At 73.1% G+C, this 23000-nt stretch carries 19 protein-coding genes; 7 read left to right on the plus strand and 12 right to left on the minus strand.

Translation table 11 applies throughout. The features are described 5' to 3' along the window. Positions 1 to 260 precede the first annotated feature (260 nt). A complete protein-coding gene (locus tag OG570_RS36170) occupies positions 261 to 3080 on the minus strand; it encodes an AAA family ATPase (protein ID WP_326949519.1) in 2820 nt (939 codons plus the stop codon). Positions 3081 to 3086: 6 nt separating this feature from the next. Beyond that, positions 3087 to 5975: an AAA family ATPase gene (locus OG570_RS36175; protein ID WP_326953368.1), complete on the minus strand. Its 2889-nt coding sequence runs from the start codon at positions 5973 to 5975 to the stop codon at positions 3087 to 3089. A gap of 298 nt (positions 5976 to 6273) precedes the next feature. Between OG570_RS36175 and OG570_RS36180 the strand changes: the two genes are divergently transcribed. Together OG570_RS36180 and OG570_RS36185 are read left to right on the plus strand one after the other, a co-directional pair. Continuing rightward, positions 6274 to 6906, plus strand: a complete 633-nt coding sequence (locus OG570_RS36180; RefSeq protein WP_326953369.1) for a DUF742 domain-containing protein — start codon at positions 6274 to 6276, stop codon at positions 6904 to 6906. Positions 6907 to 6958: 52 nt separating this feature from the next. After that, positions 6959 to 7624 carry a class I SAM-dependent methyltransferase gene (locus OG570_RS36185; protein ID WP_326949516.1) on the plus strand — a complete coding sequence of 222 codons (666 nt, stop codon included), beginning with the start codon at positions 6959 to 6961 and terminating at the stop codon, positions 7622 to 7624. A gap of 77 nt (positions 7625 to 7701) precedes the next feature. On the opposite strand, the gene OG570_RS36190 is transcribed toward OG570_RS36185, so the two are convergent. The 7 genes from OG570_RS36190 to OG570_RS36220 all read right to left on the minus strand — a co-directional run bounded on the left by OG570_RS36190 (position 7702) and on the right by OG570_RS36220 (position 14810). Further along, the gene (locus OG570_RS36190) at positions 7702 to 8772 is read right to left on the minus strand and encodes an HAD-IIIC family phosphatase (protein ID WP_326951533.1); all 1071 of its coding nucleotides are present in this window, start codon (positions 8770 to 8772) and stop codon (positions 7702 to 7704) included. Between the two features lie 26 nt (positions 8773 to 8798). Then, complete coding sequence (locus OG570_RS36195; protein WP_326949515.1) at positions 8799 to 9920, minus strand: acyl-CoA dehydrogenase family protein; 1122 nt, start codon at positions 9918 to 9920, stop codon at positions 8799 to 8801. After that, positions 9913 to 10188 (minus strand): acyl carrier protein, encoded by a 276-nt coding sequence (locus tag OG570_RS36200; RefSeq protein WP_247051670.1) that lies wholly within the window; start codon positions 10186 to 10188, stop codon positions 9913 to 9915. Before OG570_RS36200 ends, OG570_RS36195 begins: the two co-directional genes overlap by 8 nt. Continuing rightward, entirely contained in the window at positions 10185 to 11048 is an 864-nt protein-coding gene (locus OG570_RS36205) for a 3-hydroxyacyl-CoA dehydrogenase family protein (protein ID WP_326949514.1), read from the minus strand. The genes OG570_RS36200 and OG570_RS36205 overlap by 4 nt, the downstream gene beginning before the upstream one ends. A 173-nt stretch (positions 11049 to 11221) precedes the next feature. After that, complete coding sequence (locus OG570_RS36210; protein ID WP_247051668.1) at positions 11222 to 11470, minus strand: hypothetical protein; 249 nt, start codon at positions 11468 to 11470, stop codon at positions 11222 to 11224. 248 nt (positions 11471 to 11718) lie between these two features. Then, a complete protein-coding gene (locus tag OG570_RS36215) occupies positions 11719 to 14496 on the minus strand; it encodes an ATP-binding protein (protein ID WP_326953370.1) in 2778 nt (925 codons plus the stop codon). A gap of 47 nt (positions 14497 to 14543) precedes the next feature. After that, entirely contained in the window at positions 14544 to 14810 is a 267-nt protein-coding gene (locus tag OG570_RS36220) for a hypothetical protein (protein WP_247051666.1), read from the minus strand. Positions 14811 to 14997: 187 nt separating this feature from the next. Between OG570_RS36220 and OG570_RS36225 the strand changes: the two genes are divergently transcribed. Both OG570_RS36225 and OG570_RS36230 read left to right on the plus strand, forming a co-directional pair. Then, positions 14998 to 15795, plus strand: a complete 798-nt coding sequence (locus tag OG570_RS36225; RefSeq protein WP_326953371.1) for a thioesterase II family protein — start codon at positions 14998 to 15000, stop codon at positions 15793 to 15795. Positions 15796 to 15838: 43 nt separating this feature from the next. Then, the gene (locus OG570_RS36230) at positions 15839 to 16600 is read left to right on the plus strand and encodes a DeoR/GlpR family DNA-binding transcription regulator (RefSeq protein ID WP_247051664.1); all 762 of its coding nucleotides are present in this window, start codon (positions 15839 to 15841) and stop codon (positions 16598 to 16600) included. 7 nt (positions 16601 to 16607) lie between these two features. Here OG570_RS36230 and OG570_RS36235 read toward each other — a convergent pair whose 3' ends face one another. After that, a complete protein-coding gene (locus OG570_RS36235) occupies positions 16608 to 17768 on the minus strand; it encodes a cytochrome P450 (RefSeq protein WP_326953372.1) in 1161 nt (386 codons plus the stop codon). 149 nt (positions 17769 to 17917) lie between these two features. Here OG570_RS36235 and OG570_RS36240 point away from each other — a divergent pair, with 149 nt between their 5' ends. From OG570_RS36240 to OG570_RS36250, 3 genes are all read left to right on the plus strand, one after another. Beyond that, positions 17918 to 18178, plus strand: a complete 261-nt coding sequence (locus OG570_RS36240; RefSeq protein ID WP_326949511.1) for a hypothetical protein — start codon at positions 17918 to 17920, stop codon at positions 18176 to 18178. Between the two features lie 50 nt (positions 18179 to 18228). Next, entirely contained in the window at positions 18229 to 20049 is a 1821-nt protein-coding gene (gene glmS, locus OG570_RS36245; RefSeq protein WP_326953373.1) for a glutamine--fructose-6-phosphate transaminase (isomerizing), read from the plus strand. Positions 20050 to 20145: 96 nt separating this feature from the next. Continuing rightward, positions 20146 to 21003 (plus strand): NAD-dependent epimerase/dehydratase family protein, encoded by an 858-nt coding sequence (locus OG570_RS36250; protein ID WP_326953374.1) that lies wholly within the window; start codon positions 20146 to 20148, stop codon positions 21001 to 21003. 429 nt (positions 21004 to 21432) lie between these two features. On the opposite strand, the gene OG570_RS36255 is transcribed toward OG570_RS36250, so the two are convergent. Next, positions 21433 to 22065, minus strand: a complete 633-nt coding sequence (locus OG570_RS36255; protein ID WP_326953375.1) for a GntR family transcriptional regulator — start codon at positions 22063 to 22065, stop codon at positions 21433 to 21435. Between the two features lie 26 nt (positions 22066 to 22091). Continuing rightward, complete coding sequence (locus tag OG570_RS36260; RefSeq protein WP_326953376.1) at positions 22092 to 22976, minus strand: LysR family transcriptional regulator; 885 nt, start codon at positions 22974 to 22976, stop codon at positions 22092 to 22094. Between the last annotated feature and the right edge of the window lie 24 nt (positions 22977 to 23000).

The following is a 23000-nucleotide window of genomic DNA, read 5'->3' on the forward strand; positions in this document are numbered from 1 at the left end:
TTAGGCACGGCCGATTAGCGGGGGCAACAGGTTGCGGACACCCGGCCTTAACACTGTGGTGCGCCCCCGTTGGGGGTACGGAGGTACGGAGTGCGGTGCGGTGCGGTTCGGTACCGAACGCCGGTGGTGACCCCCGTGCGGGCACGTCTTGGCCTGGGCCAGGGGATTCGCAGGTGAATGGGGGTCCGAACCCCCGCACCGCACGCCGCGTGCGGTCCGTACCCCGGGTGCGGAACCGCACCGGGGTCCGTACCCCGGGGTCAGTCGCGCTCGGACTCGCCGAGGTGCTCGATGAGCTCGGCGCGGCCGCTGACCTCGAGCTTGCGGTAGGCGCCGGTCAGATTCTTCTCGACCGCGCGCCGGGTTACCCCCAGAGAGTCCGCGATCTGCTGGTTGGTCCAGCCGCGCACGACGAGGCGGGCCACCGCGGCCTCGGCCTTCGTCAGGTTTTCCAGGCCGCCGCCGGAAAACCGCAGCACGGGACCGTTCAGCTCGGTCTCCCCCGTGCCGTCGAGCCACGTCGCGCCGATGGCCTTGGCCAGTTCCCGGCCCTCCGCAAGGAATCCCGCCGCGTCCGGCTCACCGGAGTCGAGCAGCCGGGTCCCGAGGACCACCGACGTCCGCGCCCGTTCGGCGAGGTCTTCCGACTCGCGGATGATGCCCGCGGCCTCGTAGAGCAGGCCGATGCCGTCGGCGCCGCCGGTCAGCATGCCCTGCAGCCGCAGGGAACGCCCGACGCTCAGCGGGCTCCCCCACTGCTGGGCGACGACGTCTTCGGCCGCGGCGTGCGCCTGCGCGGCCGGCAGGTCGCCCATCCGCTGCCGCACCAGCGCGGCCCAGGTGCGCCACGGGTACTGGGGCGTGTTGACCCAGCCCTCGCGCTCCAGCCGCCGCCCGCAGTCGAGGAACCGGCCCAGCGCCGTGGCCGGATCGCCGCGCACCAGGTCGATCATGCCGCGGGTCAGCCGGCGCGCGGCGAACACGCGGTGGTCGGTGCTGTCCATCGGCACCGCCAGCAGGCGCTCGCCGAGCTCGGGATCCTGGGTCTCCAGGGCGATCTGGGCCAGCGTGGTGACCGACAGCGCGAGCGCGTCGGGCCAGGTTTCGTGGTCGGCGCCTTCGAGGACGCCCAGCGCGATCCGCCGGGCCTTGGCGAGATCCCCTTGCGCGCGCTTGACTTCCGCGGTCTCCGCGGCGATCAGGTGCGCGGTGTCCTGCCACCGGCGCTGGGTCGCCTGCTCCGCCGCCGCGGCCAGCGCCGGTTCGAGGACGCTCGCGGTGTCGGCGGCCACCAGCGTGGTGACCAGCAGGGGCAGGGCGGTGTAGGCGTGCGCCGGGTCGAACGGCTCCTCGGTGACGAGTCGCTTGAGGACGGTCTCGACCTCGTCGGCCGCCACACTGCCCGACAGTGCGGCGGAGTGCAGCAGCACGACGGCGAGTTCGCGGCCGGCGGGCGAGTCGAGCCGCTCGGCCGTCTCCAGCTCGCGCAGCCGCGCCAAAGCGGCGTCACCCTGGCCCGGCGGGCGGGCCCCCGGGTACCAGGTCCGCGCCTCCGCCCGCAGCTCCAGGTCCGTGCCGGCGGCCGGGTCGGCGTCCCGCAGCACGGAGTCGACGGCCGTGCGCACGGCCGCGCCGAGCGCGGGCACCGTCACCGCGAGCGCGGGCGGGATCCACAGCGCCGCTTCCGCCTGCGCGGGCCCGGCCGGCAGCAGGGACAACGCCTGCGAGACGTGCCGCGCCGACGCGATCAGGTCGAACCCGCGTTCCGCCGCGGCGAGCTCCACCATCAGGCGGCCGCGTTCCTCACTGTCGGGCGAGGTGTTGAGCAAGGCCCGGCGCAGGTAGCGCGCGGCCAGGTCGCCGGCGCCCCGCTCCAGCACGGTTCCCGCGGCGGAGCTGAGGATGCGGACCTCCCACGGGTCCTCGGCCGCGCCGACCTTCATCAGCTTCTCCGCGACGCGCTCGGCGGGCCGGCCGTGCTCGTAGAGCAGCCGCGCCGCCCGGCGGTAGAGGACTTCGCGCAGTTCCACCGGGATCGCCGGCTCGACGCCTTCCCGGACCGTGGCGTTGGCGAAGCCGATCCGGCGCTCGTCGTGGACGAGCAGGCCGAGGCGTTCGAGGCTCTGCAGGGCCGACTTGTACTCGACCTCGTCGAGGCCGGCCAGGTCGGCGGCGAGCTGCGGCTCGGCGAGGTCGCCGAGGACCGCGACCGCGCGCACCAGCGCGAGCACCGCGGGCGGCTGCGAGCCGAGCGAGAGCATGATGCGGTGGTCGAGCAGGCGTTCGGCTTCGGCCGTGGCCGCCGTGATCTGCGCGGCGATCGGCCGCAGGCCTTCGCCGACCAGTCCGGTGAGGACGGTCGCGACGTTCGCCGGGTTGCCGCCCGAAACCCGGTGCAGCATGGCGGTGAACGGTTCCTCGGCGCGTTCGCCGAACGCGACCTCGGCCATCGACGCGACGCCGTCGGGCGACAGCGGCGCCGGGACGACGATCCGCGCGGCCGCGGTGACGAGCTCGTGCACCAGCGCGTACTTCGGCGCCTCGCACTCCTCCGCCACGGCCAGCGCGAGCAGGATCCGCGACCCGCTGAGCCGCTTGGCCAGGTAGGCCAGCAGCCGCAGCGAACCGTGGTCCGCCCACTGCAGGTCGTCGACGATCACCACGACCAGGTCGTCGTGCGACATCGCGTGCACCACCGTGTGCAGTCCATAGAGGACAGCTTCGGTGGGCAGGTTGTGCTCGTGCCCGTTGGTGACGAGCCGCTCTTCGGTCAGCGCGCGCAGGATCTGCTCGGACGCGCCCTGGAACCAGCGTTCCCGCTCGGCCGTGCCGGCGGCCACGAGGACCGGGCGGCACAACTGCTGCGCGATGCCGAAGGCGAAGTCCTCTTCGAGCTGGGTCGCGTCCGCGCGCAGCACGCGGGCGCCGGCGGCCAGCGCCGACGCCGTCGCGTCCCGCAGCAGCGCCGACTTGCCGCTGCCCGCCGGCCCGCTGATCAGCAGCAGCGAGCCGTCGTTGCCCGCGGCCGCGTTCAGCGCGGTCGCGATCGCGGCCCGCTCGGCGTCACGCTCAAGTAGCACCGGTCATCAACTCGCCGCGGAATCGGGGCTCATGAGCTCGGTCAGCTGGCGCCGCCCGGTCACCGTCAGCTTCCGGTAGATCCGCGTGAGCCGGAGTTCGACGAGCCGGCCGCTCAACCGCAGCGACCGCGCGATCTCCGAGTTCGAATGACCCGCGGCGGCGAGGGCCGCGATGCTGGCCTCCTCTTCGGACAGTGAGCCGACGGGGTCGCCCGCCACCGGCTCGACGGCGGCCGTGCCGGTGCTGCGCGTCAGCCGGCCGGTCACGTCGCGGATCTTGGCCACGAGACCGGCGGGCAGCAGCAGCGGGCGGATCGTGGAAACCCGGCCCAGCAGCGCCGCCGCCTCCACCGGATCGCCGTCGTCGAGGCAGGCGCCGGCCAGATCGGTCACCGCGGTGAGGAACTGGACCCGCAGCGGCGATCCCTCCAGCAGGGCGACCGCCGCTTCCAGCCGGGCCCGGGTTTCGGCACCGCCGAAGACCTCCGCCAGGTACAGGTTCGCCGTGCCCCGGCCGCTCGAGGCGCCCCAGGTCTCCGCGCGCGCCAACGCTTCCCGCGCGATCTCCGCGGCCGCGGCGGGCTCGCCGAGCCGGGCCAGCGCGATCGCCACACCGGTGCGCCACGGCAGGTCGACGGGGTTGCCTTCGCGACGGGCGCGGGTGCCGCGGCCGGCCGCGCGGAAGTCTTCGAGTGCCGCCGCCGGGTCGCCGCCGGCGAGGCGCACGGCGCCCCGCTGCACCAGGAAGTACGCGGCGGCCATGCCGTCTTCGGCGCCGGCGGGAAGCGGGTCGGCCACGGCCTTTTCGGCCTCGTCCAGCCGCAGGCCGGCCAAAGCGAACTCGGCCCGCACGGCCAGCAGCCGAGAAACCGAGCGCGGGTGCCAGGCCGCTTCCGGCAGCCGGGTTTCCGCCGCCTCGATGTCGGCCTCGGCCTGGCCGAGGTTGCCGCGCCGCAGTTCGCAGCGGGCCCGCATTAGCAGCGCGTTGGCCGCGGCCGCCCGGGCGCCGACGCGGGTGGCGTCCTGCAGCACGTCGGTCAGGCCCAGCACGGCTTCGGTGAGGTCGTCGGTGCAGAACAGCACCCAGGAGGCCTGGATCCGCAGGCTGGACGGGAGTTTCCCGGACCGCGGCGCGAGCGCCACCCGGGCCAGTTCGCGGGCCCGGTCGAACTCGCGGCCCCGGCCGGCGAGCTCCGACGCGATCGTCGCGGCACGCGCCGCGTCGGGCGGACCGGGCTGCGCCGCGGGCGCCCCGAACACCGGCGTCGGCACCACCGGGCCGGCCACGGAGTCCTCCTGCGCCAGCCAGCCGAGCGCGGCGAGCGCCGACGTGCCGGCGTCGAACGCGCTGCGCCGCCGCCAGGTCGCCGCGATCGCGCGGTGCGCGGTGCGGGTGTCGCCCCGCGAGAGCAGGTGGTCGGCCGCGTCGAGCAGGACGGCGCCGGAGACCTCGGGCCCGGCGTCGAGCAGCACCCGCTGCAGCCGCAGGTCGCTCAGCTCGGGCTGGTCGGCGACCTCGGCCAGGGCCAGGCCCAGCATCAGCTTCCGGCGTTCGGCCTGGCTGACCGGTTCGCGCAGCGCCCGCGTCAGCAGCCGCGCCGCGCCGTGCCGGTCGCCGACCGCACGACGCTGCTCGGCGGCGCGCCGCAGGGTGGCGACCGCCCAGGTCGTGCCGATCGGCCGGATCGTGGTCAGCAGCTCGGCGAGCTGGTCGTCCGGCACCGCCGCGCGGTAGGCCAGCTCGGCCGCGCGGGTCGCGAGCGCGGCGCGCTCGGCGGAGTTCAGGGTGCCCAGTGCGGCGTCCGCGGTGACGTCGTCGGCGACCTTGGGCTCCGCGCCGCCGAACACGAGACCGAACCCGCTGAGCATGCGCAGGGCGACTTCGGCCGAGCCGGTGAGCGGGCCGGCCAGGGTCGTCACGAGCTCGAAGTCGAGCAGGCCGCGGCAGATCGCGATGGCCCGCAGCAGGTGCAGGGCGTCGGCCGGGAGCGCGGCGATCGAGACGGCGAGATCGGCGTCGCGCAGGTCGGCCAGGTGCGCGATGACCGCGGGCAGGCGCTCGGCGACCGGCTCGAGCCCGGCGGCGGACAGCCGTTCGAGAACCGGGGCCACCAGTGCCGGCTTGCCGCCGGTGGCCAGGTGCAGCCCGGCGGCGAACCGCGCGTCCGGGCGGGTGCCCGGGAAGCGGTCCGCGACCAGCTGGCGCAGGCCGTCTTCGGTCAGCGGGCGGACGACGACGGTGTCCACCCCGTCGGCCCGCACGGCGAGCGGCCGGTGACCGGCCTGCATGACGGCGCGGACCAGCAGGATCGGCGCCTGCTGCAGGCGGTGTTCCATGGCCTCGAGCCAGGCCCGCGAGCCCGGGTCGGACCACTGCGAGTCGTCGACGGCGATCAGGAGCGGGCCTTGGCTCGCGACCCCCACGAAGTCCCCGCACAACGTCGGGATGGTCCGCTCGGTCTGCGTCCGGCCGCAGGTGCGCGTGCCGCTGTCCAGCCGGCAGCCGGCGCCCGCGATGTCCGCGGAGAGCTGGTTGATCACGCCGCGGTGGACGGTGGACTCGGCGGGCGTGCAGCGGGCGAACGCCGTGATCATCCCGGCGACGCGCGCTTCGCGGACGGCCGCGGCGAGCAACGCGCTGCTGCCCGCGCCACGCGGGCCGACGACGACCACCCGGCCGGACCGGCCGGCGACCGCGCCGCGGATCCCGCGGCGCAGCACGGCGATCTCGTCTTCGCGTTCGACCAGGCGGACGTTCCCGGCGCGGCGGGCGCGGCGTTCGAACTCGCCCCGCCACGGGAGGGTCAGCACCGACGGCGCCGCGGGGCCGTCGCCACCGGCCGGGCGATCCCGGACGGCGGGCGCCGCGACAGGGCGGACGAGCGCGTCCGCCATCGCCGGTTCGGCCCTACCTGGTCCGGGCAACACCATCACCCTCCGACCCACACAGCGGCTCGTCGCCGCCGCTCACCCATCGTTGCGTCGAGCGACTTGGCCTCCCAGCGTAGGACGCAGAATGTTGGTTTAACAAGCCCAACGCCTTCGTTTTGTCTGTACTTGGGCCTCGTGGACAACGCACTACCCACGAAGTCCCAGGAAAACCCACGTCTCTGGCGGTGATACTTGACAGGCCTGACCGCCCGGTGGCCAGGCTGTGCGCCGCGCCGCACACGGACTTTACGGGGCCAGAAACATGAATAAGAATCGTAAACGCCGCCCCAGCAAGATCGAATACCACCCGCTGTCCTTCGGCGGCTGGGGTGAGTACGAGCTGTGGGTCGAACATGGGTTCACACCCAAACCCAAGTCCGAGCCGGCCGCCGCGAGCCCGGATCCGGGCACGAACGGGGCCGAAGCGGGCACAGCGGCCACAGCCGTGCTCGCCGGACCACCCGAAACGCCCGCCGCCGAGCCGCCCGAGCCGTCCGAACCGTCCTGGCCGGCGGCGGAGAGCCCCGCCCGCGAGCCGCTCGGCATGCGCGAGCCACTCCGCCCGCGGCCCTACGTCCGCGGCACCCGCCCACCGCCGCCGGGACCGCGGCACCCCCTGCTGCCCGAGGTCATGCTGACCACGACCGGGCGGCACCGGACCACCACCGGCCTCGACCCCGACCTCGTGGCCGTCTGCCGGATGTGCCAGATCCCGACGTCGGTGGCCGAGGTCGCCGCCTACCTCATGCGGCCACTCGACGTCACCCGCCCGCTCGTCCTGCAGGGCATCCGCGATGGCCTGCTGCTCGCGCGCGGGACCGACCTCGGGCGCACCGACCGGCCGCCGCTCGAGCTGCTGCACCGCGTCCACGCGGGCCTGCTGCGGCTCGGCTGAGCGGCCGGACTTACTAGACAGTTCCAGGTAGCCGCGCCCCTACGCTCACGCCATGGCGAGCCAACTACTGGCGTCCTCCGACGTGCTCACGTACGTGAGCGACCATTCCCGTGCCGAGGACGAGATCCTGCGCGAGTTGCGAGAAGAAACGGCGTCGCTGCCGATGGGTGCGGCGATGCAGGTGTCCGCCGAGGAGGGCCAGTTGCTCGCGCTGCTGGTCAAGCTCACGCGGGCGCGGACGGTGGTGGAGGTCGGCACCTTCACCGGCTACAGCTCACTCTGCATGGCCCGGGCGCTGCCCGACCGCGGCCTGCTGATCACCTGCGACGTCACCGACCGCTGGCCGGCGTTCGGCCGGCCCTACTGGAAGCGGGCCGGCGTCGACGACCGGATCGACCTGCGGATCGCCCCGGCGACCGCGGTGCTCGACTCGCTCTTCGCCGAATACGGCCCGGGCTCGATCGACCTGGTCTTCATCGACGCCGACAAGGCGGGTTACGCCGCCTACTACGAGGCCGCCCTGATGCTGCTGGCACCGGACGGGCTCGTCGTCGTCGACAACACCCTGTTCTTCGGCCGGGTCACCGACCCGGACGCCCAGGACCCCGACACGGTGGCCATCCGCGAGTTCAACCGCTTCGTGCGGGACGACCCGCGCGTGGAGATGTCGCTGCTGCCGGTCGCCGACGGCATCACCCTCATCCGCAAGGCGAGCTGAAACCCCGACCACACGCACAAACCGAAGGCCGCCGCGGGATTCCCGCGGCGGCCTTCGGTTTTGTGTTGCTACGGCGCTCAGTGCACGCTGATCGCCTCGGTGAGGTCGGGGGCCACCAGGGCCACCGTCGTCGGCTCCTCCTGCGGCACCGGCTCGAGGTGCAGGCGCTGCAGGCCGTCCAGGCCCGGGTCGGCGAGCACCGCCTGGCACGCGCACGCCTCGTCGGCGAATCCGGTGAAGCGGTAGGCGATCTCCATCATCCGGTTGCGGTCGGTCGGCCGGAAGTCGGCCACCAGGTGCGCGTCGGCGGTGGCGGCCTGGTTGATCAGCCAGCGCAGGATGATCGAGCCGGCCCCGAACGACACGACCCGGCAGGACGTCGCCAGCAGCTTCAGGTGCCAGACCTCGGAGCCGGTCTCCAGCAGCAGCACGCCGACGGCGCCGTGCGGGCCGAAGCGGTCCTGCATGCTCACCACGAGCACCCGGTGCCCGGGGTCGTCGATCAGGGCGCTCAGCGCCTCGTGGGAGTAGTGGACGCCGGTCGCGTTCATCTGGCTCGTGCGCCGGGTCAGCTCCTCGACGCGCGTCAGCTCGGAGTCGGTCGCCGGGCTGATCGTCATCTTCAGTTCCAGCGACCGCAGGAAGTCCTCGTCCGGGCCGGTGAAGCCGGCCTGCGCCTCCTGGCGGCGGAACGACGCCTGGTACATCTGGCGACGGCGGCGCGAGTCGACGGTGACCGTCGCCGGGCTGAACTCCGGCAGGCCGGCCAGCTCCAGCACCTGCTCGGCGCGGTAGGTCCGCACCTGCGGGAGGTGGAAGGTCACCTCGGCGAGCTCGGCCTCCTGGTCGTCGACGAAGGCGATGGTGTCGAGGGCGAACTTCAGCTCGTCCGCGATCGACCGGATGGACTCCGACTTCGGGTTCCAGCCGATCCGCGGCAGCACGAAGTACTCCGCGAGACCCAGCTCCTCCAGCCGCGCCCAGGCGTGGTCGTGGTCGTTCTTGCTCGCGACGGTCTGCAGGATGCCGCGCGCGTCCAGGGTCCGCACGAGCTCCCGGATCGGCTCGGGGATCTCGACCGAGCCGTCCTCCAGCAGTGTCCCGTTCCACAGCGTGTTGTCGAGGTCCCACACGAGACACTTGACCATTTGCGTGCTTGCCACCGGACTCCTCCTTAGCCGCCGCTGTTCGCGAGGACACGCGTGTGCCCCGCCAGGATCAGCTGGCAGATTTCGTTGCTGCCCTCGATGAGTTCCATGAGCTTCGCGTCGCGGTGCGCGCGGGCGACCACGTGGCCGTCCTGCGCGGCGGCCGAGGCCAGCACCTGCACCGCCGCCGCGGCACCGCGTGCCGCGCTCGTCGAGCTGACGTACTTCGCCAGCACGGTCGAGACCACCATCTCCGGGGAGCGCTGGTCCCACGCCCGGCTGGCGTGCTCGCACACCCGGGTCGCGGCCTGCTCGTCGGCGAACAGGTCGGCGAGGTGACGGGCCACCAGCTGGCGGTCGGCCAGCGGGATCCCGCCCTGGTGCCGCTTGCCCGCGTGGTCGCCGGCCGCCGTCAGGCAGGCCCGCAGGATGCCGACGCACCCCCAGGCGACCGAGATCCGGCCGTACGCCAGCGCCGTCGTGACCAGCATCGACAGGTCGACGCCGCCCCCGCCCAGCAGAGCGGAGCGCGGCAGCCGGACGTTGTCGAGCCGCACGGTCGAGTGCCCCGCGGCCCGGCACCCGCTCGGGTACGGGATGCGTTCGATCGACACGCCTTCCGCGCGCGCCGGGACGACCACCGCCGCGCCCAGGCCGTCGAGCTCGCCGACGACGACGAGCAGGTCGGCGTAGGCCGCCGCGGTGATCCAGACCTTCTCGCCGCTGATGACGATGTCGTCGCCGTCGGTGCGGACGGTGGTCGCGACCGAGGAGAGGTCGCTGCCCGCGGCGGGTTCGCTGAACGCGACCGCGGCCAGGTCACCCGACGTCAGGCGCCCGAGGTACCGGGCCCGCTGGGCCCGGTCCCCGAACCGCTGGATCGTCCACGCCGCCATGCCCTGCGACGTCATCACGCTGCGCAGCGAGCTGCACAACGCGCCGGCGTGCGCGGTGAAGTGTCCACTGTGGAGACTGCCGGCGCCGAGGCCGCCGAAGTCGGCGGGCACCTCGGCGCACAGCAGGCCACGGGCACCGAGCCCGCGCAGCATGTCGACGGGCAGCAGGCCCTCGACGTCCCAGCCGGCCGCCCGGTCGGCGACCAGCGCGGTCAGCTCGGCGGCGGCGCCGGCGAGCGGGTCCTCACTCATCGAGCAGGCGCCGGACGAGTGCGGACATGCCGTCGACGGTGCGGAAGTTGTCCAGCTTCAGGTCCGGGCCGACGATCGCGATGCCGTAGGTCTGCTCGAGGAACACGACCAGCTCCATGGCGAACATCGAGGACACCAGCCCGGTGCGGAACAGGTCCTGGTCGGAGGGGACCTCCTGGTTGATGCGGCCGGCCAGGAAGTCCTTGATCTGCTGGGCGACGACCTCCGGCGTCCGCGCCGGGGTTTCGGTGGTGGAGACGTCGTTCACTGGAACACCTTCCCGTACTCGTAGAATCCTCGTCCGGACTTCCGGCCGAGGTGGCCTTCGGCCACTTTGGACTCCAGCAGCGCGCACGGCAGGTGCCGCGGGTCGCCGGTGCGTTCGGACAGCAGCCGCAGCGCGTCGGCCAGGTTGTCCAGGCCGATCAGGTCCGCGGTGCGCAACGGGCCCGTCGGGTGGCCGAGGCAGCCCTGCATGAGCTCGTCGACCGACTCGACCGACGCGGTGCCCTCTTCGACCAGCCGCGCCGCGTCGTTGATCTGCGGGTGCAGCAGCCGGCTCGTGACGAACCCCGGGGAGTCGTTCACGACGATCGGGCGCCGCTTCAGCCGTTCCAGCAGCGCGAGGACTCCTGCGAGCGTGTCGCTCCCGGTCCGCGGGCCGCGTACGACCTCGACGGTCCGGATGAGGTACGTCGGGTTCATGAAGTGCGTCGCGAGCAGGTCCTCCGGGCGCTCGACCGCGTCGGCGAGCTCGTCGACCGGGATGCCGGAGGTGTTGGTGATCAACGGGGTCCGCGGGGCGACGAGCCCCGCGATCCTGGCCAGTACGCCGGCCTTGCTCGACGCGTCTTCGATGATCGCTTCGACGACGGCCGTGGCGCCCTTGGCCGCGGTCAGGTCCGTCGTCGCCGTCAGCTCGCCCGGTTCGACGTCGGGGAACGCGCCCATCAGGCGGCCGTGCCGCAGCTGCTGGTCCACCCTCCGCCGCGCCAGGGCCAGTGCTTCTTCGCCGGCTTCGACCAGTGTGACCGGAACACCGTGTCCCAGTGCCATCGCCGTGATGGCCGATCCCATCACGCCGCCACCGATCACGGCCGGGTGATCCTGCGTTTGTCCGCCCACCACCGCGCCTCCACAATCCTCGGGACATTCCCTCGTGCGTTGGGAGGGTCTGTCACGGAGGCGTGGGTGGTCAACGAGCCTGCGCCAACTCTAGGGTTTTTCCGCCGGACACGGCGGTTTCCGCGTGGAGAGCCGACTATCCATTCAGAACGGAAACCATTGCCGGCGAGTCGCGATCAGGACTCCAGCACGCCGATCGCGGCCAGGTCACCCATCCACGCGCGGATGGAGTCGGCCAGCTCGTTCGGTTCGAGGTCGCATTCGGGCGCGAGGGTCAGCGCCGCTTCGCCGGGGTCCCAGTCGTGCTGGGCCAGCGCGATCCACATGGCCGCGCCGATGCCCTGCGCGAGGACCCGCTGCTCACCGGAGGGCAGCGACATCTCGAGCACGCCGGCGTCGTCCACGACCACCGCCAGTCCCGCCACCGGCCGCATTCCGCTCCCCGTTTTCTCCCGCGTCGGATCCCCGCGGATCCCCCTGCCGGATCCCATCGTCAGCGCCCTCGAACGACTTCCCCTCGAACGCTATCACCGCAGGTCGGGAACAGACCAGGACGTTTGTCACCTATTGTGGTTCCCAGCCGGCGGGACACCCGCGCATTCTCGCACGCGTTTACGCGGATCGGATGGGAATATCCCCACCGCACGCGGAGCCGATTATTCCCCGCTGTCCGTCAGGACAATTCGGGACCGGCCAGTGCGGGCTCCGGCGCGAGCAGGCCCCGCGAGAAGCTTTCCTGCAGGTGAGCGCGGCCGTTGACGCCGAGCTTGCGGTACACGCTCGTCAGGTGGATTTCCACCGTCCGCAGGGCCAGCAGGAGCCGGTCCGCGATCTCCCGGTTGGTGGCGCCGGTCGCGGCCAGGTCCCCGACCCGCCGCTCCCCCACCGTCAGCACGTCGGTGACGTTGCCGGTCACGGCGTAGTTCCGCCCGCCCGACGCCGTCACGCCGGCCCGGGCCCGGTCCGCCCGGCCCCAGAACCCGGCTCGCACCGAGAGGTCGACGGCGGCCCGGAAGTGCTTGCGGGCGCCGGGGTGGTCGCCCGCGTCCAGGAGCGCCTGCCCCAGCAGGATCTCCGCCTCCGTCCGGTACCAGGACGCCGGCGTGCCGGCCAGCACCTCGGCGGCCGCGGCCAGCCGGTCGACGGCCGTGCCGCCGTCGGCGGTGAGGCCGCGGCCCAGCAGGGCCAGGCCCCGCGCGGACGCCGTTCCCCAGCTCCGGGCCAGGTCTTCCCCCTGGTCTACGAGCTCGATCGCCTCGGCCCGCCGGCCGAGCCGGACGAGCACGCGGGCGGCGTCCAGCCACCACGGCGCGAAGACCGGGTTGCGCACGTCCTCCTCCCGCAGCAGCCGGCCGCAGCGCAGGAGGTGGCCGAGCGCGGTTTCGGCGTCGCCGCCCAGTTCGCACAGCCGGGCCCGGGCCAGCAGCAGGTGCGGCAGCCGGAGGACCGCGGTGTCCGGGCCCTCCCGTTCGGCCCGGGCGAGCGCGTGTTCCGCGCCGCCGACGTCCCCTTGGCGCAGCAGGATCTGCGCCTGGGAGACCAGCGGGGCCCCGGCGAGCTCGGGGCGGCCGTCGCCGTCGGCGAGCCGGACGGCGGCGGTCGCGTCGGACAGGGCCCTGGCGAGGTCGCCGGCCCCGCACATGAGCCAGGACTGCGCGGTCAAGGCGGTGATAGCGGCCCAGCCGGCTTCGTCGCGCGGCGCGTCCGGTACGACGTCGTCGAGCGCGCCGGTCGCCTCGTCCACCTCGTCGGCGAGGTAGAGGACGTAGGCGGCCAGCGAACCGGACCAGAGCACCGCGGGTTCCGGCCGGTCCAGGGCCCGGCGCGCGCAGGACACGGCGGTCTCGCGGTCGGTGCCCGCCAGCATGTGGGCCACCGAGGCCAGGGCCAGCACGCTCGTCTCGGCCGGCGTCTGGCCGCCAAGACCGGACATCCCGGCGAGCCGGCCGTCGAGGAGGCCGAGGGTCCCCGGCTGTTCGAAGGCCACCACGAGCAGCGTGGCCTCGAGCTCGGTGCGCAGGCCGCGGCCGTCGTCGGCCGTGGTGCCGGGCGGCTCCGCGTCGAGCTCGGCCAGCGCCGTGGTCAGCAGCCGGGTCGCCTCACCCGGCTCGCGGGCCGTCAGCGCGGCCTTGGCCAGCTGCAGGGAGATCCGGGCTCGGCTGCGGGTGTCCCCGGCCAGTACCGACGTCCCGGCGAGCGTCGCGTACGCGGCCAGCGGGTCGCGCACGCCGACCACGCGGGCGAACTCGATCCGGGTCGGCACGTCCTCGGGGCGGTCGGCGACCAGCACGCCGAGGAAGCGCGCCGCGTCGGTGTGCCGGCCGGCCCGCTCCGCGACGCGCGCGGCCTCGGCGAGCACGTCCCGCATCCACTGTTCGGGCAGCCGTCGCCGGCCGAGCAGGTGCGTACCGACCTCCTCCGCGGGCCGGCCGCGGTCGTTGAGCAGGCGGGCCGCGGTCAGCCGTGACGCCGTCAGCCGCCGTTCGGACACCCCGGCCAGGACGCCGGCCCGTGCCTCGGCGGAGGTGAACCCGTGACCGGCCGGGCCGAGGACGTGCTCGGCGGCCAGCACCCGGACGGCGTCGCCGACCAGGGGTTCGGGCACGCCGCTGAGCAGGGCGACCAGTTCGACGTCGGTCCGGTCCAGCACGGCGGCGGCCTCGGCGACGCGGCCGACGTACGCGGGGCGGCCCGCGAGGATCCGCTCCACGAGACGGGCGTGGGCGCCCGGGGCGAGCAGCCGGGCGCGTGCGGCACCGTGGTGGTCCGGCTCGAAGCCTTCGGCACGCAGCGTCCGGCACACCTGGCCCAGCAGCGACGGGTTTCCCCCGGTCAGCTCGGTGAGGTCGGCGGCGAAGCCGGGCTCCGGCCGGATCGGCCAGAGCTCGGTGACCACCTCTTCGACGGCGGCCTCGCCGAACCCGGCCAGGTCGATCGTCGCGACGTCACCCGGCGGCAGCGCCAGCGGCGGCCAGACGGGCAGGTCGGCCGGCCGCTGCGCGACCACCAGCAGCACCGGCAGTTCGGCCGCGCGGTGCAGCTGGTGGGCCAGCACCCGCAGCGAAGCCTCGTCGCAGCAGTGGAAGTCGTCGAGCAGGAGCACGGCCGGGAGGGTGGCGGTGACCTCGGCCAGCCAGCGGCCCAGCCGCCGCGACACGAGCGCGACCGGCGTGCCGTCACCACTCGCGCCGCCGGGCAGCAGTTCTTCGACGGCGCGTTCGGCGTTCGCGCGGCCGGGTCGGCGGCACGTGCCGCGCAGGACCGTCGCGCGGTCCTCGACCTGCTCCGCGAACGCGTCCAGCACCGTGGTCTTGCCGGTGCCCGCGGCGCCGCGAACGCGCACGAGCGTGGCCGCGCCGGCGCGCGCGTTGGCGAACGCCGAGCTCAGGATCTCCAGCTCGCGCCGGCGCCCGGTCGTCCGCGCCGTCGTCCCACTCGCCACACCGGGCATCCCGCACCTGCTTCCCGCACCGTCGAGGTCAGCGTTTCGAGGTCAGCTCACTGGTGCCGGCGGCCGCCGAGCCCTTCGTCGTCCGCGCCGTGCCACATGTCCAGCCGGTAGGGCGTGTCGGGCACGACGATCCGTTCGATGCCCTCGCACGCGGCGGCGGCCGGCAGCTCACCGAGGCCGGCGTCGATCCAGTCGAGGTCGCTCAGCAACCGGCGCATCGAGTGCGTGTCACCGTGGATCCGGTGCAGGGACTGGACGGCCCGGCGCAGCTCGGTGGCCTTGCGCCGGGCGAGGGCGAGCGCGTCACCGGTCATCGGAGCTCCTCTCGGGGCGGTCGGGCGCGGCCGGGGAAACGGCCGTACGCGCAGGTTAGGCGGGCCCTGACCCGGAAAACCGTGGATCTCACGCGTTCCGTCGCGGGTGACCGGCAACACTAAGGTTTCCGTTGCGGCGGCCTGGGTTTACTGGTGACCCGTAAGCACGCCGAAAGGAACACGCCTCGTGAACATCGCGGACAACGCCACGACGCCGTGGATCCGCCGCTACCACCAGGCGGCCGAAGCACGGACCCGGCTGGTGTGCTTCCCGCACGCCGGCGGTTCCGCCAGCTACTTCCACCCGGTCTCCGCCCGGTTCGCACCGGACGTCGACGTCGTTTCCCTGCAGTACCCCGGCCGCCAGGACCGCCGCCGCGAACCGTGCGTCGACACCATCACCGGCCTGGCCGACCTGGTCACCACGGAACTGCTGGCCCTGTCGGCGAAACCGACGGTGTTCTTCGGCCACAGCATGGGTGCGGTGCTGGCCTTCGAAGTCGCGCTGCGGCTGGCGGACCGCGGCGCGCCGGGGCCCGGCGCGCTGATCGCGTCCGGCCGCCGCGGTCCCTCGACCCACCGCGACGAACGGATCCACGAGCGCGACGACGACGGGATCATCGCGGAGGTCAAGGAGCTCAACAAGCAGGACCTGACCGTGCTCGGCGGCGACGAGATCCTCCGCATGGCCCTGCCGGCCATCCGGAACGACTACCGCGCCATCGAGACCTACACCTGCGCTCCCGGCCGCCGCGTCCCGTGCCCGCTCACCGCCCTGATCGGCGCCGACGACCCCAAGGTCACCGCCGAAGAGGCGGAAAACTGGCGCGAGCACACCGACGACGCGTTCCGGCTGGAGGTTTTCCCCGGCGGCCACTTCTTCCTCGCGCGTCACCAGGGGGCCGTCAACGGCGAGATCCAGCGGGAACTGCGGGCCCTGGCCACGGAGACCCCGGCGTTGCTTTCCGGACGTGATTCAACATAAACTCACATCGCCGGCAACACACATCGACATGGAGGGGGCGGCGATGTACGCGGAGGAGCGTCAGCAAATGATCCTCGAGCGTGCACGTACGCGGGGCAGAGTCGACGTCGCCGAGCTGGCGGGCGAGTTCACCGTCACCACCGAAACCATCCGCCGCGACCTCACCACGCTGGAGCGGCACGGATCGCTCCGCCGCGTGCACGGCGGGGCGATCCCCATCGAACGGCTGGGTTTCGAACCGGCGTTCACCACGCGGGAAAGCGTGATGACGGCGGAGAAGAAGCGCATCGGCAAGGCGGCGCTGGCGGAACTGCCGTCGGAGGGCGCGATCCTGCTCGACGCCGGGACGACCACCGCGCACCTGGCCGAGGCCCTGCCGATCGACTGCAACCTCACGGTCGTCACGAACTCCGTCAACATCGCGCTTTCGCTGTCCAAGCGCCCCAACCTGACGGTCATGCTGGTCGGCGGCCGGCTGCGGGCCCGCACGCTCGCGTCGGTGGACGCCTGGGCCCTGCACGCGCTGAGCGAGACGTTCGTCGAAGTGGCGTTCATGGCGACCAACGGCCTGTCGGTCGAGCGCGGCCTGACCACTCCGGACCCGGCCGAGGCGATGGTCAAGCGCGCCTCGATCGCCGGCGCCCGCCGCGTGGTCCTGCTCGCCGATCACACGAAGGTCGGCAACGACCACTTCGCGCGCTTCGCCGAACTGTCCGAAGTGGACACCTTCATCACCGACGGCGGCATCGATTCCACCGTGGCGGCGGAGATCGAGCGTGAAGGCGTCAACGTCCTGACCGCCTGACGCCGCCCTACCACCGCGCCGGCAGCTCGTACAGTCCGAAGAGGACACCGTCGTGCTTGAAGTTCAGCTCGTCGGCCGGCACCGCCAGACGCAGCCGCGGGATCCGGGCGAACAGCGTCGTCAGCGCGACCTCCATCTCCAGGCGCGCCAGGTTCTGGCCGATGCACTGGTGGATGCCGTACCCGAAGGCGACGTGGCTGCGCGCGGACCGCGCCGGGCAGAACTCGCCCGGGTCGTCGAACACCGTGCCGTCGTGCCCGGCCGCCAGCCCGAGCGGCGCCACGCCCTCGCCGCGGCGGATCAGCTGGCCCGAGATCTCGAGGTCCTCGGTGGCGACGCGCAGGCTGACGACGTCGGAGATCGAGTAGAACCGCAGCAGCTCCTCGACGACACCCTCATGCCCGATCCACTGTGGATTCTCCAGCAGCGTGACCACGCCGAGGGACAGCATGTTCGCCGTCGTCTCGTGGCCGGCGACCAGCAGCAGCATCGCGACGCCACGCAGCTCGTCGTCGTCCAGCGTGCCACCGGCCAGCAGCCGGCTGATCAGGTCCTCCCCCGGCTCCTCGCGCTTCGCCGCGATGAGCTCGGTGAGGTAGGTGTTGATCTCGCCGAGCGCGACCTCGCGCTGGCGCGCCGTCGAGGCCAGGCTGACCAGGACGCGGGTGCGCGACTCGAAGTGCTCGTGGTCCCCGTAAGGCACGCCCAGCAGCTGGCAGATGACCAGCGAGGGCAGCACGAGGCAGAAGGCGGACACGAGGTCGGCGGCGTTGCCGGCGGCGAGCATCGCGTCGATCCGGTCGTCGACGACCTGCTGGATGCCCGGCCGCAGCTCCCGCACCTTGCGGACGGTGAACTCCGGGATCAGCAGCTTGCGGTACCGCGTGTGCTCCGGCGCGTCCATCGCGACGAACCACCCGGGGACCGCTTCGGGTGCCCCACCGGTGGCCGGGAAGCCGGGCAGCGCCGGGTTGGAGCTGAGCCGCGGATCGGTCAGCGCGGCCCGGACGTCTTCGTGCCGGGTGACGAGCCAGACCAGGTTCCCGCCGGGCAGCATGGTCCGGCACAGCCCGGGCTTCCCGCGCAGCGCGGCGTAGCCGTCGGGCGGGGAGGTCTGGCCGGGCGCGCGCCGGGGGAAGCTCACCACGCCGGATTCCGTGCTCACCATGCGGATTGTTGTACCGCCCGGCGGCCCGTCAAGGCTGCTGCGACGGCGGAAGTCTGCAAGAACCCCTAGTCTCGTCCGAGCGAGCCTGTTCTTGCCCGATATCGGGCAGGAATTTGGTGTTCGCGACGTCGCCATGCATGATGAGTGCCATGGAGGACGCCTCACTCATCGACCAGGTCGCGCTGTCCACGGGTCTGTCGCCCGCGGTGGCCGGGCGCGTGGTCGAGGACGTGCTGGCGTTCTACCGGGAGACCGCCGAGCAGTACGTCCGGCGCCGGCACGCGGAGCTGCAGACCGAGGGGAAGAAGAACCCCGAGATCTTCCCGCTGCTCGCCGGCGAGCTGGACGGCAGGCTCGTCGCGCCGCCCACCCTGTCCGAGCGGCAGCTGCGCCGCATCGTCTACGGCTGACCGGGCCCGCCCCGGTCCCCCGTCCCCTGCTCCAGTGAGGTCACCCCGGCATGTGCGGAATCGTCGGATACATCGGCACCCAGAACGCGGCCCCGATCCTGCTCGAAGGGCTCACCCGCCTCGAGTACCGCGGCTACGACTCGGCCGGGATCGCCGTGCTCGGCACCGGCGGCCAGAGCGTGCACCGGATCACCGGCCGCGTCCGCAACCTGACCGCCGCGCTGCCCAAGCGGCTGGCCGGCAAGGCCGGCATCGGGCACACGCGCTGGGCGACGCACGGCGGGCCGACCGAGGCCAACGCCCACCCGCACGTCTCCGAAGACGGCCGGATCGCCGTGGTGCACAACGGGATCATCGACAACGCCGACGCGCTGCGCGAGCAGCTCACCCGCGCCGGCGTCACGCTCGCCTCCGACACCGACACCGAGGTGCTCGCCCACCTGATCGCCCGCTCGGCGGCGGAGACCCTGGAGGACGCGGTCGTCGAAGCCGTCTCCCGGATCTCCGGCACGTACGCGATCGCCGTCACCGACGCCAGCCGTCCGGACCGCGTCGTCGTGGCGCGCAACGGGTCCCCGCTGATCGTCGGCGTCGGCGACAAGGAGATGTTCGTGGCCAGCGACCTGGCCGCGCTCGTCCGCCACACCTCCAGCGTCGTGCACCTCGCCGACGGCGAATTCGCCAGCGTCACGGCCAAGGGGTACCGCACGTTCACCGTCGAGGAGGCCGACACCGGCCGCCCGCCGACGGCGATCGACATCGAGGCCGACGACCTGGACCTCGGCGAGCACAGCCACTACATGTACAAGGAGATCCAGGAGCAGCCCGAGTCGGTGGAGCGGATGATCCGCGGCCGCCTCGACGAGCGCTTCGGCGTCTCCCGCCTGGACGGGTTGAACCTGACGCCGCGGGAACTGCGCGGGTTCGCGCGGGTGAAGATCCTCGGCTGCGGGTCGGCGTACTACGTCGGGCAGATCGGCGCGACGATGATCGAGGAGCTGGCCCGGATCCCGGCCGACGCCGAGGCCGCGTCGGAGTTCCGCTACCGCAACCCGATCATCGAGGCGGACACCCTCTACATCGCGGTCAGCCAGTCCGGTGAGACGGTCGACACCGCGTTCGCCGTCGAAGAGGTCAAGCGCAAGGGCGGCCGGGTCATCGGGCTGGTGAACGTGGTCGGCTCGGCGATCGCGCGGGCCTGCGACGGCGGGCTGTACCTGCACGCCGGGCCGGAGGTCGCGGTCGCGTCCACGAAGGCGCTGACGAACATGGCCGTCGGGTTCGCGATGCTCGCGCTGGCGCTGGGCCGCGTCCGGGACCTGTCCAACGCGTCCGGGCAGCGGATCGTCACGGCGATCCGCGCGCTGCCGGACCAGATCCGGGCGGTGCTCGCCGAGGAGAAGCTGATCGAGGAGCACGCCCGCGCCTGCGCCGACGCGAAGAGCCTGTTCTTCGTCGGCCGCGTCCGCGGCTTCCCGGTGGCGCGCGAAGGGGCCCAGAAGTTCAAGGAGGTCTCCTACCGGCACGCCGAGGCGTACCAGACCTCCGAGCTCAAGCACGGCCCGCTGGCGCTGATCGACGCGTCGGTGCCGACCGTCGCGATCGTGCCGGCGGACGAGCTCGCCGAGCGCAACCTCGGTGCGCTGCAGCAGATCCGGGCCCGCTCGGGGCCGGTGCTGGCCGTCACGCACGAAGACGTCGACTTCGGCGCGCTGGACGTCCCACGCCTGGTGGTGCCGCGGACCGAGCCGGAGCTGGACCCGATCCTGCTGACGATCCCGTTGCAGCTGCTGGCCTACCACGCGGCGCTGGCGCTGGGCCACGACATCGACAAGCCGCGGAACCTGGCGAAGTCCGTCACCGTGGAGTGATGCCCCGCGGGTATCACAGCGGCCGGAAAGGGTCTTGGACGCGGGCGCGGATCGGGCCGAGAGTCGGAGGGGAACCACGACGAAAGGTCCCTTGCGATGAAGGTCTTCCTCACCGGCGGCTCCGGCTACGTCGGCCGCCCCACGATCCGGGCCCTGATCCGGCACGGCCACGAGGTGAGCGCACTCGCCCGCAGCGAGACGGCGGCCCGAACGGTCACCGACCTGGGCGCCCACCCGGTGCCCGGCACCCTGACGGACACGGCCGTCCTGCGCGAAGCAGCCGCGTCCGCCGACGGCGTCATCCACCTGGGCCAGCACTACGGCGACGACACGGCCGCCGTCGATGACGCGGCGGCGTCGGCGATGCAGGACGGCCTGGGCGACCGGGGCGTCTACGTGCACACGGGCGGCGTCTGGGTGTACGGCGACACGGCCGGCGTCGTCACGGAGGACGCGCCACAGAACCCACCGCGCATCACGGCGTGGCGCCGGGCGAACGAAGAGCGCGTCCTGTCCCGAGGCGGCCGCCCGGTCCTGGTGATGCCGGGCCTGGTCTACGGCCACGGCGGCGGCCTGGCCGAGTCGTTCTTCGCGGCCCCGGCCCGCGAACACGGCGCGGTCCCGGTAATCGGCGACGGTCACAACCACTGGGCGCTGGTGCACGCGGACGACATCGCGGAGCTGTACGCACTGGCGCTGCAGGCGCCCGCGAAGTCGGTGTACGCGGGCGTGAGCGGCGAGAACATCCGCCTGGCGGAGATCGCCGACGCCCTCAGCTCGGCCGCCGGCTGCCCAGGCCGCTTCGAACAGCTCACCCTCGCGGAGGCCGAGGACCGGATGGGCCCGATCGCGGAGGCGTTCGCCCTGGACCAGCGGCTGACGCCGGACCGTGCCCGCTCCGAGCTGGGCTGGCGGCCGTCCCACCTGGACGCGCTGTCGGACCTGCGCGGGTAAGGGGCCGGCGCGGCGGAAAGGTGCGTGATCACCCGATGCCGCGCCGCCTCCCTCAGGCCGATCCTCGAAGCAGGAACCAACGGCCGAGAGGAACGCCATGCGAGGCGACTGGATCTACGACTGGGTACAGGTGGAGATGGCCTACCGAACGGGCGCAGCCACACGGCAAGCCCCCGTCCGCCGCACACGCCCGTCCCGCCCGTGGGCAACGCTGCGGGCAGCGTTGTTCACCACCCCAAGCCAACCGGCTGAGCACCCGCGCCGCCTGGCGCTGCCGCAGGGAAAGTAACCACGACGGCCCACCGACCGCCGGCGGCTCGGAGGCCCTCGCGATCGGCGCCGCCGTGCACTTGGCGCGCCGCCCAACGGGCAGTCGCCGAGAAACCCTGCCGCGCCAAGACTTCGCAGGCCGCATCGGGAGCGTCCGCGTCAGCCTGCGGTCAGGCTCTTCAGCGCTCGCTCGAGGTGGTCTTTTGCCTCGGCCTCCGCGCCGGCCGGGTTGCCCGACTCCACCGCCTCCAGCAGGCGGCGGTGCTCCGCCGCCAGTTCGGCCGGGTCCGGGTGGGCCTCCCGGAGCTGTGCGAGGCACAACTGCATCTCCTCCTGCAACGGCGGGTAGATGCGGCTCAACCGTGGACTGCCCGCCGCCTCGACCAGCGCGACGTGGAAGGCCGTGTGTGCCTCCACCCGCTCCGCCCAGCTCGCCGACGCCGGCAGCGCCTCCAGCACGGCCAGTGCCGCCTTCGGCCCGGCGAGGGAACCACCGTCGGTCACCACGGCACGGACCGCCGCGACCTCCAGCGGCAGCCGGACCCGGAACAGGTCGCGGACGTCCGCCTCGGTCAGCACCGGAACCCGCAGCGAGCGGCCGTCGGCCCGCTCCGCCAGATGCCGCGCCTCCAGTTCCTGCAGCGCCGACCGCACCGTCGGACGCGCGACCCCGAACGTCGTCGCCAGCCCCTGCTCCGTCAGCGCCGTGCCGGGCGCCAGTTCCCCGCTCAGGATCTGCTGCCGCACCTCGGCCACCAGCGCGTCCCGCATGTTCGTCGTCCGCAGCGCCATCGGTCCCCCTTTTCGCAGGTCACAGGCTAGCAGCCAGACTGACCAGACCCGTCGAACCACGACGCCGCGATCTCGGCGAACTCGAAGATCACCCGAGACCGACGAGCGGCCACCCACGCCAGGCACACCTCGTTCGGCGGCAGGTCCGAGACCGGCACGTGCGCGACGTCCGGGCGGGTGTAGTACTCCGACGTCGAGAGCGGCACGACCGCGATCCCCGTTCCCGCCGCGACGTGCTCCAGCTTCTCCTCGACGCTCCGGAATCCGCGGAAGGGCAAAGCCGTACCGTCCCGCAGCTCGACGGCGACCTCCCGCCACTCCGGCACCGCGCCCGGGTCGTTGAGCAGGTGCTCACCGGCCAGATCGGCGACCGTCACCGACTCCTTGCCGGCCAAGCGGTGGTCGGCGCGCAGTACCGCGACCCGCGGCTCTCGGAACAGCGGCCGCAGCGTCAGGCCACGCGGGTCCACCGGCAGCCGGACGACGCTGACGTCGGCGCGGCCGTCGTGCAGCACCTCGATCTGGTCATCCCACGTCGTGCGCACCAGGCCGACGTCCAGGGTCGGGTGCCGTGCGGTCAAGTCGCGTACCGCGCCCGTCACCGTGATCCCGGGCATGAACCCGATCGTGAACGCCGACGTCCCCCGCGCGGCCAGCGCGACCCGGCGCCGTAGGGCTTCAGCCGCGGCCAAGAGCGGGCGGGCGTCCTCCAGCAGCTGACGGCCGGCCTCGGTCAGCTCCGTGGATCGCCTGTCCCGTAAGAAGACCTGCGCTCGTAGCTCCGACTCGAGCGCGCGGATCTGCCGGGAAAGGACCGGCTGTGCGATGTGCAGCCGCTCGGCGGCCCGGCCGAAGTGCAGCTCTTCGGCGACCGCCACGAAGTACCGCAGCTTCCGCAGATCGACGTCCACCAGCGGCCTCCCGTCCCGGTGAGA

It is taken from the genome of Amycolatopsis sp. NBC_01286, from assembly GCF_035982555.1.
GTDB lineage: Bacteria > Actinomycetota > Actinomycetes > Mycobacteriales > Pseudonocardiaceae > Amycolatopsis.